At 63.8% G+C, this 15,703-nt stretch carries 15 protein-coding genes; 4 read left to right on the top strand and 11 right to left on the bottom strand.

The features are described from left to right. Window positions 1-108: 108 nt before the first annotated feature. The 3 genes from F3H26_RS03430 to F3H26_RS03420 form a co-directional block, all read right to left on the bottom strand. A complete protein-coding gene (locus tag F3H26_RS03430) occupies window positions 109-462 on the bottom strand; it encodes a hypothetical protein (RefSeq protein WP_149774677.1) in 354 nt (117 codons plus the stop codon). A gap of 129 nt (window positions 463-591) precedes the next feature. Then, the gene (locus tag F3H26_RS03425) at window positions 592-957 is read right to left on the bottom strand and encodes a DUF6497 family protein (RefSeq protein WP_223162418.1); all 366 of its coding nucleotides are present in this window, start codon (window positions 955-957) and stop codon (window positions 592-594) included. 186 nt (window positions 958-1,143) lie between these two features. Further along, a complete protein-coding gene (locus F3H26_RS03420) occupies window positions 1,144-2,676 on the bottom strand; it encodes an acyl-CoA carboxylase subunit beta (RefSeq protein ID WP_149774675.1) in 1,533 nt (510 codons plus the stop codon). A 172-nt stretch (window positions 2,677-2,848) separates the two neighbouring features. On the opposite strand from F3H26_RS03420, the gene F3H26_RS03415 reads away from it, so the two are divergent. Further along, entirely contained in the window at window positions 2,849-4,054 is a 1,206-nt protein-coding gene (locus tag F3H26_RS03415) for a multidrug effflux MFS transporter (protein ID WP_149774674.1), read from the top strand. Window positions 4,055-4,118: 64 nt separating this feature from the next. Then, a complete protein-coding gene (locus tag F3H26_RS03410) occupies window positions 4,119-5,519 on the top strand; it encodes a helix-turn-helix domain-containing protein (RefSeq protein ID WP_149774673.1) in 1,401 nt (466 codons plus the stop codon). A 38-nt stretch (window positions 5,520-5,557) separates the two neighbouring features. Here the strand turns inward: F3H26_RS03410 and F3H26_RS03405 are convergent, their stop codons facing one another. The 7 genes from F3H26_RS03405 to F3H26_RS03375 form a co-directional block, all read right to left on the bottom strand. After that, window positions 5,558-5,803, bottom strand: coding sequence for a YdcH family protein (locus F3H26_RS03405; RefSeq protein WP_149774672.1), 246 nt, complete (start codon window positions 5,801-5,803; stop codon window positions 5,558-5,560). Window positions 5,804-5,904: 101 nt separating this feature from the next. After that, window positions 5,905-6,549, bottom strand: a complete 645-nt coding sequence (locus F3H26_RS03400) for a thermonuclease family protein (RefSeq protein ID WP_149774671.1) — start codon at window positions 6,547-6,549, stop codon at window positions 5,905-5,907. Window positions 6,550-6,603: 54 nt separating this feature from the next. Continuing rightward, window positions 6,604-8,262: a choline dehydrogenase gene (gene betA, locus F3H26_RS03395; protein WP_149774670.1), complete on the bottom strand. Its 1,659-nt coding sequence runs from the start codon at window positions 8,260-8,262 to the stop codon at window positions 6,604-6,606. 86 nt (window positions 8,263-8,348) lie between these two features. Beyond that, the gene (gene betC, locus F3H26_RS03390; protein WP_149774669.1) at window positions 8,349-9,857 is read right to left on the bottom strand and encodes a choline-sulfatase; all 1,509 of its coding nucleotides are present in this window, start codon (window positions 9,855-9,857) and stop codon (window positions 8,349-8,351) included. Then, on the bottom strand, window positions 9,854-10,426 hold the full coding sequence (gene betI / locus F3H26_RS03385) for a choline-binding transcriptional repressor BetI (protein ID WP_149774668.1): 573 nt from the start codon (window positions 10,424-10,426) through the stop codon (window positions 9,854-9,856). Before betI ends, betC begins: the two co-directional genes overlap by 4 nt. 84 nt (window positions 10,427-10,510) lie before the next feature. Further along, window positions 10,511-11,419, bottom strand: coding sequence for a DMT family transporter (locus tag F3H26_RS03380; RefSeq protein ID WP_149774667.1), 909 nt, complete (start codon window positions 11,417-11,419; stop codon window positions 10,511-10,513). 40 nt (window positions 11,420-11,459) lie between these two features. After that, on the bottom strand, window positions 11,460-12,059 hold the full coding sequence (locus F3H26_RS03375) for a LysE/ArgO family amino acid transporter (protein ID WP_149774666.1): 600 nt from the start codon (window positions 12,057-12,059) through the stop codon (window positions 11,460-11,462). Between the two features lie 85 nt (window positions 12,060-12,144). Here F3H26_RS03375 and F3H26_RS03370 point away from each other — a divergent pair, with 85 nt between their 5' ends. Next, entirely contained in the window at window positions 12,145-13,023 is an 879-nt protein-coding gene (locus tag F3H26_RS03370; protein WP_149774665.1) for a LysR family transcriptional regulator ArgP, read from the top strand. A gap of 48 nt (window positions 13,024-13,071) precedes the next feature. On the opposite strand, the gene F3H26_RS03365 is transcribed toward F3H26_RS03370, so the two are convergent. Then, window positions 13,072-13,812 (bottom strand): YebC/PmpR family DNA-binding transcriptional regulator, encoded by a 741-nt coding sequence (locus F3H26_RS03365; RefSeq protein ID WP_149774664.1) that lies wholly within the window; start codon window positions 13,810-13,812, stop codon window positions 13,072-13,074. A 110-nt stretch (window positions 13,813-13,922) separates the two neighbouring features. Between F3H26_RS03365 and F3H26_RS03360 the strand changes: the two genes are divergently transcribed. Then, complete coding sequence (locus F3H26_RS03360) at window positions 13,923-15,695, top strand: SLC13 family permease (protein ID WP_149774663.1); 1,773 nt, start codon at window positions 13,923-13,925, stop codon at window positions 15,693-15,695. The last annotated feature ends 8 nt before the right edge of the window (window positions 15,696-15,703 follow it).

Genomic DNA, 15,703 nt, shown 5'->3' with positions numbered 1-15,703 from the left:
GCATCCATGCTGCAGGTTCACGGCGCGCGCATCGGCCCCGGGCAGACCGTCCAAGGCCATCCCGCGCGCATGGTCGTGGGTCAGATATGTGGAACGCCGATCCACCAGCTAGGCCGCTCCGTCGAAAATTTCGGGAAATGACTGCCGCGCAACATCGACATCTATTTTCAACAACGCGTCATAGCTGGCAGGATCAAACGGGTCTTCGGCCGGAACGACCTCGCGGCCGAACAGCCAGCTCAGACGGCCGGCATCCAGATTGCCGCGTTCGAACGGCTGATCCCCGAAATGCTCCCACAGGGCCTCCATGAAAGCCGCGTCGGCGCGACGATCGGCCGGTTTGCGATCACGGAACCGCTCGCGCCGCGTCAGGGGCGTAACCCCCTTGGGGTTTGCGCGCCGAATCGTGAACTGGAAATCGGTGCCGGGCAACCGGCCGGGAAAACCGCGGTGTTTCAGCATGGCGGCACCTGGGCCGCAGTCATGCAAATCCGGTGCAGGCGTCCGTATCGGGAAGAATGGGTCATGGGCATCTCCAAAGCCGCAAGAGTGCATAGTGGGCTCGACGCAGATGAATCGGGCGAGTCATGGTCAGAGCTCCTCCCAGATACAGGTGGATTGTTCCAACCGGTAGGCTTCGAAAAACTGGGTTGCGTCCGGGGCGACGTCCCCGAAACGAACCGTCCTGTCGGACAACGAAATCACCACCCGCGCAGGGTGCAAATCGTGATGCGCGACATAGGGAATGACCAGCGTCTGGCACAGGTGCAGCATGTCCCTGGCGGCCACGTCATAACCGATGCGCCCCACCTCGTCCCCGATCTTGGGCGCGATGAACCGGAACCGAAGCCACAGCTCGCCGGGGTTGTTGTCCAGCAGAACCTCGTTCAACTCGACCGGTTGTCCCGAAGGTACGGGCAGCAGGTTGCCCGGCTGGGCCTGAACGGGGCCAGCCACCCCCCAAAGCAGAACGAAAAGAGCGCGACCTCGGACCCGCCGCGGGCGGGCTCCTCCTTCCGAGGTCGCGTGCGCAAGGCAGCCTGCCTGCGCTGTTCTGTTTCGGGTCGGGCGGATCATGATATGGTTTTGCGGTGTCGGTCAATCCTGAATGTCTGGCGGACACGGGGTCTGCGCCCCCGCTGCCTACAGCGGAATGTTGTCGTGTTTTTTCCACGGGTTCTTCAGCTGCTTGTTGCGCAGGCTGGCGAAGGCCCGTGACACCCGGCGGCGGGTCGAATGCGGCATGATGACCTCGTCGATGAAGCCACGTTCGGCGGCCACGAAGGGATTGGCAAAGCGGTCCTCGTAGTCCTTGGTGTGCTGCGCGATCTTTTCCGGGTCACCCAGATCGGCACGGTGAATGATCTCGGTCGCGCCCTTGGCGCCCATCACCGCGATCTCGGCCGTGGGCCAGGCATAGTTGAAGTCGCCACGCAGGTGTTTCGACGCCATCACGTCATAGGCACCGCCATAGGCCTTGCGGGTGATCACGGTCACCTTGGGCACGGTCGCCTCGCCATAGGCGAACAGCAGCTTGGCCCCGTGCTTGATGACCCCGCCATATTCCTGGCTGGTGCCGGGCAGAAAGCCCGGAACGTCAACGAAGGTCAGGATCGGGATCTCGAAACAGTCGCAGAAGCGCACGAACCGCGCGGCCTTGCGGCTGCTGTCGATGTCCAGACAGCCGGCCAGCACCATCGGCTGGTTGGCCACCACGCCCACGGTCCGACCCTCAAGCCGGATGAACCCGGTGATGATGTTCTTGGCGAAATCCTCCTGGATTTCATAGAAATCGCCCTCGTCCGCCACTTTGACGATCAGTTCCTTCATGTCATAGGGCGTGTTGGGGTTTTCCGGCACCAATGTGTCCAGCGACATCTCGATCCGGCCCGGCTCGTCGAAGAACGGGCGCACGGGCGGCTTTTCGCGGTTGTTGAGCGGCAGGAAATCCACCAGTCGCCGAACTTCGGCCAGCGCCTCGACATCGTTTTCGAAAGCGCCATCGGCCACGCTGGACTTCTTGGTATGGGTCGATGCACCGCCCAGTTCCTCGGCGGTGACGACCTCGTTGGTGACCGTCTTCACCACGTCGGGGCCGGTCACGAACATGTACGAAGTGTCCTTGACCATGAAGATGAAGTCGGTCATCGCCGGGCTGTAGACCGCACCGCCTGCACAGGGCCCCATGATCACCGAGATCTGCGGCACCACGCCCGAGGCCATGATGTTGCGCTGGAACACCTCGGCATAGCCCGCCAGCGAGGCGACACCTTCCTGGATCCGCGCCCCGCCCGAGTCGTTGATGCCGATCACCGGCGCGCCGTTCTGCATCGCCATATCCATGATCTTGCAGATCTTTTGCGCATGCGTTTCCGACAGAGACCCGCCGAAAACGGTAAAGTCCTGGCTGAAGACATAGACCATGCGGCCGTTGATCGTACCCCAACCGGTCACCACGCCATCCCCGGCAGGTTTCTGTTTTTCCATTCCGAAATCGGTGCAGCGATGGGTCACGAACATGTCGAATTCCTCAAAGCTGCCCTCGTCCAGCAGCAGCTCGATCCGTTCGCGCGCCGTCAGCTTGCCGCGGGCATGTTGCGCGTCGATCCGCTTCTGCCCCCCTCCCAGGCGCGCGTTCTCGCGGCGGTTTTCCAGCTCGGCCAGGATATCCTTCATCTCGATCGTCCCCTGTGAATTTTGCAGGGACAATATAGACAGCTCTGCGTCACCCAAAGCCCTTTTCGGCAAATTTGCAAATTATTGGCAATTCATGGAAACCAAATTGCAAATTAGCTAACCCTTGCGGCGCGGCATGGCCTTTGCGCAACCTTCGATCTAAGAGTGAACCATGCAGTTCAGATCCACCTCCGCTGACCGCTCCCCTCCGACACTTGCGACACTGGTCCTTTTGTCCGGCCTCAGCGCGCTCAGCATGAACCTTTTCCTGCCCAGCCTGCCGTTCATGGCAGAGTATTTCCGGGCGGATTACAAGATCATGCAGCTGTCGATCGCGTTGTACCTGCTGGTCAATGCGGTGCTGCAGATCGTGATCGGACCGATCGCGGACAAGGCCGGTCGGCGGCCGGTGCTGCTGTGGGGGCTGGCGCTGTTTCTGCTGGCGACGCTGGGCTGCATCCATGCCCCGAATGTCGAGACCTTCCTGGCCTTTCGCATGGCACAGGCGGTCATCGTGGTCGGCATCGTGCTCAGCCGGGCTGCGGTACGGGACATGTACGATCAGGACCAGGCCGCCTCGATGATCGGTTATGTCACCATGGGCATGGCCGTGGTCCCCATGATCGGGCCGGCCATCGGCGGCATTCTTGAAGAGAGCTTTGGCTGGAAAGCCAATTTCTGGTTGCCGTTCGGGCTGGCAGCGCTCGCGCTTGGACTGACCTACCTAGATTTCGGGGAAACAGCAGCCAAAAGCGGCAAAACCTTGCTCCAGCAGTTCCGAGAGTATCCCGAACTGCTGAGGTCGCCCCGCTTTTGGGGGTATTCGATGTCCTCGGCCTTCTCTTCGGGCGCGTTCTTTGCCTATCTGGGGGGCGCACCCTTCATCGGCTCGGAACTGTTCGGCCTGACGGCAGCCCAGGTCGGCATCTATTTCGGCGCACCGGCGGTGGGCTATTTCTTCGGCAACTTCATCAGCGGGCGCTTCTCGGTCCGCTTTGGCGTCAACCGGATGGTGCGTTGGGGGTGCTGGCTGAATGCCATCGGGGTCGCCCTCTCGGCGGGCCTGTTCCTTTTGGACAAAGGCTCGGCGCTCAGCTTCTTCGGCCTCATGACCTTCGTGGGCCTTGGCAATGGCATGTCGATCCCGAACGCAACCGCCGGCGCCCTGTCGGTGCGCCCACACCTGGCGGCCACCGCATCGGGGTTGAGCGGAGCGATCATGCTGGGCGGCGGGGCGGGACTCAGCGCGCTGGCCGGCGCCCTTCTGACGCATGAAACCGGCGCGATGCCTCTGCTGTGGCTGATGCTCGCCACCTCGGTCCTTGCCATCATCGCCATCAGTTCGGTCATCTGGCGCGAGAAACAAATCGGCTTGTGACAGGCTTGCGAGGATCACTTTGCAAAGTTAGGCTGGTCAAGCAGAATAATTGCAAAGGCAGCCAATGGCCACTCAGAAACTCTATGCTGGCGCCAAGCTGCGCGAAATGCGCACGCGCCTGACCCTGACGCAGAAGGAATTCGCCGCCAAGCTGGGCGTGTCCCTGCCCTATCTGAACCAGATGGAGAACAACAACCGGCCGATCTCGACCACGGTCGTTCTGGCGTTGGCGCAGGAATTCGGCATGGACGTGACCGAATTGAGCACCGGCGACAGCGAACGTCTGGTCTCGGACATGCGCGAGGCGCTGGCCGATCCGGTCTTTGCCGATGCCACGCCCCCGCTGGCCGATCTGCGTCTGACGGCCTCGAACGCCCCGGCCCTGGCGCGGGCCTTCATCGAACTGCACAGAGCCTACCGGCAGACCCACGAGCGGCTGGCCTCGCTGGACGAAGCACTGGGCCGCGAAGATGCGCGTATTCAGGCCAGCCCGTGGGAGGAGGTTCGCGATTTCTTCCACTATTGCGACAATTACATCGATGCGGTGGACCGCGCCGCCGAACGCTTTGCCGCCCGTGCCGACGGGCCAGGCGGCATTCGGCAGGCCGCGCTGGAAAGCCTGGCAGAGCGCGGCATTCAAGTCACGTTCGAGGACATCCGGGCCCTGCGCAGCTATGACGGCCAGACCAAGACACTGCGCCTGTCATCGCGTGCCGCGCCGCAGACGCAGGTCTTTCAATTGTTGCTGCAGGTCGCCCTGATCAGCCAGGACAAGCTGCTGGAGGCCACGTTGGATTTTGCCAAGTTCCAAAGCGACGAGGCCCGCGCGATCGCCAAGATCGGGCTGGCGAACTACTTTGCCGGCGCATCCCTGATGCCCTATGGCGCCTTTCTGGATGCCGCCCGGGCCTATCGGCATGATCTGGAGTTGCTCAGCAACCGGTTCGGCGCCTCGATCGAGCAGGTGGCCCACCGTTTGTCCACGCTGCAGCGTCCGGGCGCCAAGGGCATTCCGTTCTTCTTCGTGCGGGTCGATCAGGCGGGGACGATCACCAAGAGGCACTCAGCCACGCGGCTGCAATTTGCGCGATTTGGCGGGGCCTGCCCGCTGTGGAACGTGCATCGGGCCTTCGAGACGCCGGGCCATTTTCTGCGGCAGCTGGCCGAAACGCCGGACGGAGTGCGCTATATCTCGCTGGCGCGGGACGTGTCGAAATCAGGGGGCTCCTTCGGCGCGCCCGTGCGTCGCTATGCCATCGCGCTGGGCTGCGAGGTGCGCCACGCCGAGGCGCTGGTCTATGCCGACCATCTGGACATCAACAATGCCAGCGCCTACGAGCCGATCGGCATTTCCTGCCGCATCTGCGAACGCAAGACGTGCCACCAGCGATCAGTACCGCCGCTGGAACGGCGCCTGACAATCGACGCGAACAGCCGCGGCACCCTGCCCTACGAGGTGACCTGACCCCCAAGGGGCGGTCCGGTCACCCGACCCGCAGCGCGTCAGGCCGTGGCCTTGGACAGGATCGCCCAGATCTCGTCCTTCAGCGCGGCGCGCTTCTTGCGCAGCTCGGTTTCGGCCAGTTCCTCCATCGGTTCGATATTGGTTTCGGCGCGATGTACCGCCCGGTTGACCTCGTGGTATTCATCCGCCAGCCGGGCGAAATGCGCGTCCGACTGCTTGAGCTGACTCATCAACTCGACCTTGTCGGGGAATTCTTCGGCCAGTTCATGTGGCGTATGAGACATGTCTGTTCGCTCCTTGTCTTGATGTTGCCATCAACGTCTAAAGCGCCTGAACAGACTCATCTTTGACGCGGATCAAGATGCGGATTGTCGGGCGGAGTTTTTCACTGCCGCGCGGCGCGCCATCCGGCCGCACGCGCTTCGGCGGGTGAACAGAACCAGCGTTCGCCCTTTACCGGGCTGATCTTGGTGCGCGCGTAATACCTTTGTCCCGGCATGTGATAGATTCGCACGCCCTTGGATGAAATGTTGCCCTTGATGTCACAGCCCTTGCTGGCGACCTTGCGCTTTTGCCCGCGGTACAACCAGGGCGCCTGCACCTTGCCCGCATGCAGGCCGACCCCTGCGGCGGCGGCGCGGTCTTCGTCGGCGATATAGTCGCCCGAGTATTTTCGATAGGCGAAGGCCAGACCAACCTGCACCAACATTTCGCCGGCATCGGCACCCTGCACCGTGCACGACGCGACGACCCGGCCATAGCGGTCGGTATCGCGCCGCATGCAGACTGCGCGCTTGCCGCCGAAATTCTGACGGACGACATGCGTGACCCAGGCACCGCAAGACCAGGTCGCTCTGTGTGCGTCCTCGCAGGTCTGGTCCAGTTCGGGGGCGTCGATCCCGTGCAAGCGGACACGCAAGCCGCCCACCTCCCACGTATCGGCATCAATGACCTTGATCCGGCCCGTCAGCATGTCAGCGGCATTGGCGGCGGCAGCAATGAGAACAAACACGAAACAAAGTCTTAACATGGGTTCCATATGCCCGGCCGCAGCCGGACATTCAACCCACAGGTCCAAGACAGGTTAACGCTGCGCGGTCTGCCAGTTCGGGTGGATCCACGGCCGGTCATTGGACTTGGGCAGCGGGTCCTTGCCCAGCAGGTGATCCGACATTTTTTCGCCCACCATGATCGACGGCGCGTTCAGGTTGCCGTTGGTGATCTGCGGAAACACCGAGCTGTCCGCCACGCGCAGCCCATCCACCCCGATGACACGCCCCTGCGGGTCGACGACCGCGTTCGGGTCGTCGGCCCGCCCCATGCGGCAGGTGCCGCAGGGGTGATAGGCGCTCTCGGCATGTTCGGCGATGAAGGCGTTCAGCTCCTCGTCGGTCTGCACCTCCGCGCCGGGCTGGATCTCCTTGCCCGCATAAGGCTTGAACGCGTCCTGGCCGAAAATCTCGCGGGTCAGGCGGATGCAGGTGCGGAAATCTTCCCAGTCCTGCTCGGTGCTCATGTAGTTGAAGCGGATCACCGGCGCGTCCTCGGGCTTGGCCGAGCGCAGCGTCACCGCCCCGCGCGAGGGTGAGCGCATCGGCCCCACATGCGCCTGGAAGCCGTGCCCCTCGGCTGCGGCCTTGCCGTCATAGCGCACGGCGATGGGCAGGAAGTGGTACTGGATATCCGGGTACTCGACCCCCGGCTTCGACCGGATGAACGCCGCGCTTTCAAATTGGTTCGACGCGCCAAGGCCGGTCTTGGTGAACAGCCACTGCGCCCCGATCAGGCCCTTGCCGAACAGGTTCCAGTATTTGTACAGCGTGATCGGCTGCAGCGAGGCCTGCTGGATATACAGTTCCAGATGATCCTGCAGGTTCGCGCCAACGCCGGGCCTGTCGGCGACAACATTGATGCCGTGCTCGGCCAGGTGCGCGGCGGGTCCGATCCCCGACAGCATCAGCAGCTTGGGCGAGTTGATCGACGAGGCCGCCAGCACCACCTCGCGCCGGGCGCGGATTACTTGTTTCTTGCCACCACGGATCAGTTCGACCCCGGTTGCGCGGCCATCCTCGATCACCACGCGCGTGGCGAGGCCTCGGACGATGTCACAGTTCGGCCGTTTCAGCGCGGGCTTCAGATAGGCATTGGCCGCCGACCAGCGCCGCCCCTTCCAGACGGTCTGCTCCATCGGGCCGAAGCCTTCCTGTTTCTCGCCGTTGTAGTCGTCAGTCAGCTCGTAGCCCGCCTGCCGCCCGGCCTCGACGAAGGCCTTGAACAGAGGGTTCTTGCGCGGCCCCCGCGACACATGCAGCGGGCCGTCGGTGCCGCGCCATTTCGGGTCACCGCCTTGGCCACCGTCGTGCCAGTTTTCCATCCGCTTGAAATAGGGCAGGACATCCGCACAGGACCAGCCATCCGCGCCCATATCGGCCCAGGTGTCAAAATCGCGCGCATGGCCGCGCACATAGACCATCCCGTTGATCGAGGACGACCCTCCGATCACCTTGCCGCGCGGGCAGGCCAGCCGCCGGTTGTTCAGGTGGGGTTCAGGCTCGGACTGATAACCCCAGTCATAGATCGACATATTCATCGGATAGCTCAGCGCCGCCGGCATCTGGATGAATGGCCCGGCATCGGTGCCGCCATGCTCGATCACCAAAACCGAGGCCCCTGCCTCGCTCAGACGATAGGCCATCGCGCATCCGGCGGATCCGGCGCCAACGATGACGAAATCTGCTTCCATGGTCGTGTCTCCATTGGTCCCGACCGGTGGCGCGGGATGCCCCGTGCGTTGCCACCGGTAGGCGTATCTTCAAAATGCGAAAGAGGTCATTCGCCGCGCGGGAAGCGCTGGCTTTCCTCGAGATTGTCCAGATTCATGTGATTGCGCATGTAACGTTCCGACGCCTTCTGCAGCGGCTGATAGTCCCATGGGTAATAGCCGCCCTGCCGCAGCGCTTCGTACACCACCCAGCGCCGCGCCTGGCTGGCGCGTACCTCGGCGTCGAACCGGTCCAGATCCCAGCGCGCCTCGGACTTGGCCCGCAGGGTTTGCAGCGTGCCGGCGTGTTCGGGCTTGTCAGCCAGGTTTTCCAGCTCGTGCGGGTCGGCCTCGAGGTCGAACAGCTGATCGGGGTCCAGCGCGCAGCGGTTGTATTTCCACTTGCCATAGCGCATCGACACCAGCGGCGCATAAGACGCCTCGGCCGCGTACTCCATCAACACCGGCGCCGTACGCTCGGTGCCGTTGGCCAGCGGAACAAGGTCCTGCCCGTCCGTCCAGGGGGCAATTTCCGACATGTCGATACCCGCCAGCGCGCCCAGCGTCGGGGTCACGTCGATGGTCGAAACCGGGGTGTCGATGCGGCCCGTCGGCAGATCCGGCGCCGAGATCATCAGCGGCACTCGAGCCGAGCCTTCGTAGAAGTTCATCTTGAACCAAAGCCCCCGTTCGCCCAGCATGTCGCCGTGGTCCGAGACAAACAGGATGATCGCCTCCTGCCGGGTGGTTTCCAGCACGTCGAGGATCTCGCCGATCTTGTCGTCCAGATAGGTGATGTTGGCAAAATAGGCCCGGCGCGAGCGGCGGATGTCTTCTTCGGTGATGTCGAAGCTGCGCCAGTCATTGGCGTCAAAGATGCGCTTGGCGTGCGGGTCCTGGTTGTCATAGCCCAGATCGGGGACCTGCGGCAGCAGATGCTCGCAATCCTCGTACAGGTCCCAGTATTTGCGCCGCGCAACATAGGGGTCATGCGGATGCGTGAAGCTGACGGTCACGCACCACGGCCGGTCGTCCTTGCCACGGGCCAGATCATACAGCTTGGCCTTGGCGTGATAGGCGACCTCGTCATCATACTCCATCTGGTTGGTGATCTCGGCCACGCCTGCCCCGGTGACCGAGCCCATGTTGTGATACCACCAGTCGATGCGCTCGCCCGGTTTGCGGTAATCCGGGGTCCAGCCGAAATCGGCCGGGTAGATGTCGGTGGTCAGGCGGTCCTCGAACCCGTGCAACTGGTCGGGACCGACGAAATGCATCTTGCCCGACAGGCAGGTGTAGTAGCCCGCGCGGCGCAGGTGGTGGGCATAGGTCGGTATGTCGCTGCGGAACTCGGCGGCGTTGTCATAGACCCCCGTGCGCGAGGGCAACTGGCCCGACATGAAGCTGGCCCGCCCCGGCGCGCACAGCGGCGAGGCCGTGTAGGCGTTGGCGAACCGCGTCGACCGCGCCGCCAGTTTCCTGAGGTTGGGCGCGTGCAGCCACTCGGCGGGACCGTCGGGAAAGAGGGTACCGTTGAGCTGATCCACCATCAGGATCAGAATGTTGGGTTGTGTCATTTTTCGGCCTCGAGCAAGGTCGTCAGGACGCGCATGGCGTGGGTAACCGCCAGTTGCGGTTCCTCGGGCGCGGACAAAGCGGCGCGGATGTACAGACCGTCGATCAGAGCGATCATGTTCTCGGCCGCCTCGACCGGGTCCTTCATCAGCGGTCGCAAAGCGTGGATCAGGTTCGACCGGATCCGCGCCTGGTAGATCTGCCACAGGCGCAGCGCGTCGTCATTGGTCTGGGCCAGAACGTAAAAGGTCATCCACGCGGCGATCACGTCGGGGGTAAAGCAGGACGGCGCGAAACAGGCGCGGATGATGGCCTGGGCGCGCTGGTCCGGCGGGGCGGCTTTCAGCTCGGCCCGGGCCTCGGCGCCGAAATCGCCCAGGATGCGGCGCATGGCGGCCAGGAAAATCTGGTCCTTTCCGCCGAAATAGTGATGCGCCAGCGCACTGGACATGCCGGCCCGCTTGGCGATCTGGCTGACGGTCACGTCCAGGGACTTCTTCGCGCCCAACTCGGCGATCGTCGCCTTGATGATCGCATCGCGCCGGATCGGCTCCATTCCAAGCTTCGGCATACGCGCCCCCAACATGACCCACGTAGGAAAAACGCTACGACCTTTTTATTGACTCGTCAATCAATAACGAGATGGCGGCCGCCGTCAAAGCTTGGGGGCGATACTGGGCGGCGTCACGCCGCTGCGGTTCAGCACGGCCTCGCGCCAGGTGATGAAACTGACCGCCCCCAGGATCAGCGTACCGCCCGCGACCACCCAGATGTCCACGCCTTCGTGAAAGACCAGCGCGCCCAGCAGGGTGGCCCAGATCAGCTGCAGGAATGTGACCGGCTGGGTCACGGCGACGGGTGCGGCCTTCAGGGCCAGGGTCATGAAGTAATGCCCGGCCGTGGCAAAGCTGGCGATCAGGAACAGCACGCCGATGTCGCGCAGGCTGGGCGGCGTCCAGACGGCGATCGCAAAAGGGATCAGGAAGATCGTCGTCCAGATCGACAGATGCGCCACCACGACCGAGGGCCGCACATCCCGCACCATCGCCTTGGCCGACAGGTACGACCCGCCCAGCATCAGCGAGGTGCCCAGCATGGCCAGATGCCCGGCAGAGACCTCGCGAAATCCCGGCCGCAGGATGATCGCGGCACCGACGATGGCCACCAGCACGGCGGCGATGCGGCGAAAGGCCATGGTCTCGCCCAGAAAAAGCGCGGCCCCCAGCGTCACATAGACCGGCGTGAGATAGTTCATGGCCGTCACCTCGGCCAGTGGGATGCGGGTCATGGCAAAGAACCACAGCATCACGCCGACCGCATGGATGGCCCCCCGGACCGAAAACAGCGTCAGGTTTCGGCGGGTCAGCCGGGTCGTCAGGATCGCCCGCGCGGCCGGCAGCAGGAACACGAGCCCCAGCGCATAGCGCAGGAAAGCCGCCTGGATCGGATCCATCGTGGTGCCCAGCGATTTGACCAGGGCGGTCATCCCGACAAAGGACAGGCCAGCCGTGAACATCCAGAACATGCCGGCCAAGGGCCGGGATTGGGCGGCGAAAGCTGTCATGGATCCGGTTGAACACCGAAAGCCGCCGGGGAACAAGCCCTTACATCGCCACCAGTTTCCACGCGATGGCCAGCATCACCAGCCCGATCAGCAGGTCCAGCACCTGCCACGCCCGCGTCCGGGCGAAAATGGGCGACAGCACCCGCGCCCCGTATCCCAACGAAAAGAAAAACACGAAGCTGGCCGACATCGCCCCTATCGCGAACCCCAGCCGGTCGGGATATTGTGCCGAGATCGACCCGATCAGCACCACCGTATCCAGATAGACATGCGGGTTCAGCCAGGTGAAGGCCAACACCGTCAGCAGCGCCGCCCGCAGGCTGGTGCGCTGTCCCTCGGCCAGTTCCAGCGCCGCTCCGCCCCGCCAGGCCGAGGCCAGGCTGCGCAGCCCGTACCATGTCAGAAACAACGCGCCGCCATAACGCATCATGGGCTCGAGCCAGGGCGCGGCCTGGGCCAGGCTGCCAAAGCCGGCGACCCCCGCGGCGATCAGGATCGCATCCGAGACGGCGCAGGTCAGGCACAAGGCAAAAACGTGTTCGCGCCGCAGCCCCTGGCGCAGTACGAACGCGTTCTGCGCGCCGATGGCCAAGATCAGGCTGAAGCCCAGCGCAAAGCCCGGAAACATGGATGCAGTCATGGAACCTCCTGTGTCGCAGACGTTGACTACAGCGGGAAAGGTCTTTTATCAAATTAAAGATGCTAATCTGAAATTAGAGTTTCTAATGGAAATCGACCGGAATCACCTGGCGGCGCTTGTAGCGATCCTGCGGCGGGGCAGCTTCGAGGCCGCGGCCGAGGAACTGGGGGTCACCCCTTCGGCGATCTCGCAACGGATCAAGGCGCTGGAAGACCGGATCGGGCTGTCTCTGGTGCGGCGCGGAACCCCCTGCACGGGCACCGAGGCCGGACAAAGGCTGGCCCGGCATGCCGAAGACATTGGCCTGCTCGAGGCGCAGCTTCGGCGTGAACTGGCACTGGATGCAGGGCACGGCCCGGCCCGGGTCCGCATCGCCGTGCCCGCCGACAGCCTGTCGACCTTTTTCATCGCGGCCATGGCTTCGGTCGACGGAATGCTGTTCGATCTTGTGATCGACGACCAGGACCACTCGGCCGACTGGCTGCGGCGCGGAGAGGTCAGCGCGGCGGTCACGGTGGGCGGCCAAACGGTGCCCGGCTGCGCGGCAACGCCGCTGGGATCGCTCAGATACCTGCCCACGGCCAGCCCGGCCTTCATCGCGCGCTGGTTCGCAAGCGGCGTGACACCGCACAGCCTGTCTCGCGCGCCTTGCCTGACCTTCAACCACAAGGACATGCTGCAAAAAACCTGGATCGAGACCCGGACCGGCAAGCGCCTGTCGCCGCCGACCCATTTTCTGCCTTCGTCAAGCGGCTTCGTCACGGCGGCTGCCGCCGGTCTGGGCTGGGGAATGAACCCGGAACCTCTGGTGCGGTCCGCCATCGCCGACGGCCGCCTGCGCGAGATCGAGCCCGACGCCCCGCTGGACGTGCCGCTGACTTGGCAGGTCGGGCGCATTCTGGCGCCGGCGCTGACCCCGCTGACCCGCGCCGTGCAACAGGCCGCAAAGCAGGTTCTGAACTGAAAAACCCGGCCCAAGGGCCGGGTTTTCTGGCAACGTGATGCGGTGGCGTCAGAGCTGCGCCATCACCTCGTCGGAGGCTTCGAAATTGGTTGTGACGCGCTGCACGTCGTCATCGTCTTCCAGCGCCTCGACCAGCTTCATCAGGCGCTGCATGTCCTCCAGCCCCAATTCGGTCGTGGTGGTCGGCTTCCAGACCAGCTTGGTCGATTCCGATTCACCCAAAGCGGCCTCGAGCGCATTGGCGACGTCGTTCAGGTCGGTATCGGCGCACCAGATGATGTGGCCGTCCTCCGAGCTCTCGACATCTTCGGCGCCGGCCTCGATGGCGGCCTCGAAAATGGTGTCGGCATCGCCTGCGGACGCCGGATAGACCACCTCGCCCTTGCGCTCGAACATGAACCCGACCGAGCCGGTCTCGCCCAGGTTGCCGCCGTTCTTGGCGAAGGTCGAACGCACGTTCGACGCGGTGCGGTTCTTGTTGTCGGTCATGGTCTCGACGATGACCGCGACACCGTTGGGACCGTAGCCCTCATAGCGGATTTCCTCATAGGCCTCGGCGTCGCCACCGGTGGCCTTCTTGATCGCGCGTTCGATGTTGTCCTTGGGCATCGATTGCGACTTCGCTTCTTTCACGGCCAGACGCAGACGCGGGTTCTTTTCCGGGTCGGGATCGCCCATCTTGGCGGCCACGGTGATCTCTTTCGACAGCTTGGAAAACAGCTTGGACCGCGCGGCGTCCTGACGCCCCTTGCGGTGCTGGATGTTGGCCCATTTGGAATGGCCTGCCATGTTGCGTCCTCGTATTCGTGTGTGGGTATCCGGCGCACATATAGACGTTTGCGGGGCAAAGGATCAAGACACCCGCTTTCCCGGCAGGTCGGTACCGCTATGGTGGGCCAATGACGACGGACCAGATCATTCTCTTTGCCCTGTTCATTGCCGTATTCGGCCTGCTTCTGTGGGGCCGGTTTCGATATGACCTGGTGGCGTTTGCTGCCTTGATGGTCGGCGTGATCCTGGGCGTTGTTCCAGTTGACAAAGCCTTTGCAGGGTTCGGCCATCCGGCCACGATCATCGTGGCGCTGGTGCTTGTGGTCTCGGCCGGGCTGGTGCGGTCGGGGGCGGTGTTCCTGATCACCCGCACGCTGGTCGATGCCTCGCGGGGCCTGGGCGCGCATATCGCGCTGATGGGCGGGATCGGAGCCGTTCTGTCCGCCTTCATGAACAACGTGGCGGCGCTTGCGCTGTTGATGCCCGTCGACATTCAGACCGCGCGCAAAGCCGGGCGCCCCGTCGGCCTGTCGCTGATGCCGCTGAGCTTTGCCACCATTCTGGGCGGCATGGCCACGTTGATCGGCACACCGCCGAACATCATCATCGCGTCGATCCGGCAGGAAACCCTGGGCGAGCCGTTCCATATGTTCGATTTCGCCCCGGTTGGCGGGCTGGCGGCCATCGCAGGTCTGGCCTTCGTCGCCCTGATCGGCTGGCGGTTGATCCCCAACCGCGGCGAACAGACCGAGAGTTCGGAAACGCTGGCGGAATACATCGCTGAACTGACAATCCCGGCTGAGTCACCCCATATCGGCAAACGCGTCGCCGAGCTGGACGAGGTGGCCGAAAAATCCGACGTCGCCATCATCGGTCTGATCCGGGACGGCAAGCGCCGCTATGGCCGGGCGGCAAACGCAATCCTTCAGGAAGGTGACGCGCTGGTGCTGGAAGCCAGCCCCGAGGCGCTGGACGAGTTCCGCGCCGCGCTGAACCTGGATTTCTCGGATGCCCGCCGGCAAGAGCTGCTGACGGCTGCCGGCGACGGGTTGGAGGTGATCGAAGTCGTCGTACCCGAAAGCGCGCGCATCGCGGGGCGCACCGCACAGGGGCTGGGGCTGGCCTGGCGGCAGAACACGATCCTGATGGGCATTTCCCGCCAAGGCCGGCGTATCACCCAGCAGGTCCGCAAGACCGAGGTGCAGCCGGGCGACATCCTGCTGCTGCTGTGCCCGCGCGACCGGGGCGCGGACGTGACCGAGTGGCTGGGCTGCCTGCCTTTGGCCCAACGCGGCTTGAACGTGACCGCAAATGACAAGGCGTGGCTGGCCATCGGCTTGCTCGCCGCCGCCGTTCTGGCCGCCAGCATCGGGCTGATCTACCTGCCCATTGCGCTGGGGCTTGTGGTGATCGCCTATGTGCTGACCAAGATCATCCCGATCACCGAGATCTACAATCAGATCGAATGGCCGGTCGTGGTTCTGCTGGGCTCGATGATTCCGCTGGGCAGCGCGCTGGAAAGCTCGGGCGGGACGGAACTGATCGCGAATGCGCTGGTCCAACTGACCGAAGGCCTGCCGGCCTGGGCCATACTGACGGTTCTTATGGTCGTGACCATGACGCTGTCGGACGTGCTGAACAACACCGCAACCGCCATCGTGGCCGCGCCGGTGGGCATCCAGATGGCGCGCACGCTCGAGGTTTCACCCGATCCGTTCCTGATGGCGGTGGCGGTGGCCGCCTCGGCGGCGTTCCTCACCCCGATCGGGCACAAGAACAATACGCTGGTGCTGGGGCCCGGCGGCTATCGCTTTGGCGACTATTGGCGTATGGGCCTGCCCCTGGAAATACTGATCGTGGCGGTTTCGGTGCCGGCGATCCTTGTGTTCTGGCCGCTGTGAGGGCTTGC

It is taken from the genome of Ruegeria intermedia (genome assembly GCF_900129345.1).
Lineage (GTDB): Bacteria > Pseudomonadota > Alphaproteobacteria > Rhodobacterales > Rhodobacteraceae > Ruegeria > Ruegeria intermedia.
Note: the sequence above shows the minus strand (reverse complement) of the source record. Positions and strands in the feature narration are given on the sequence as shown.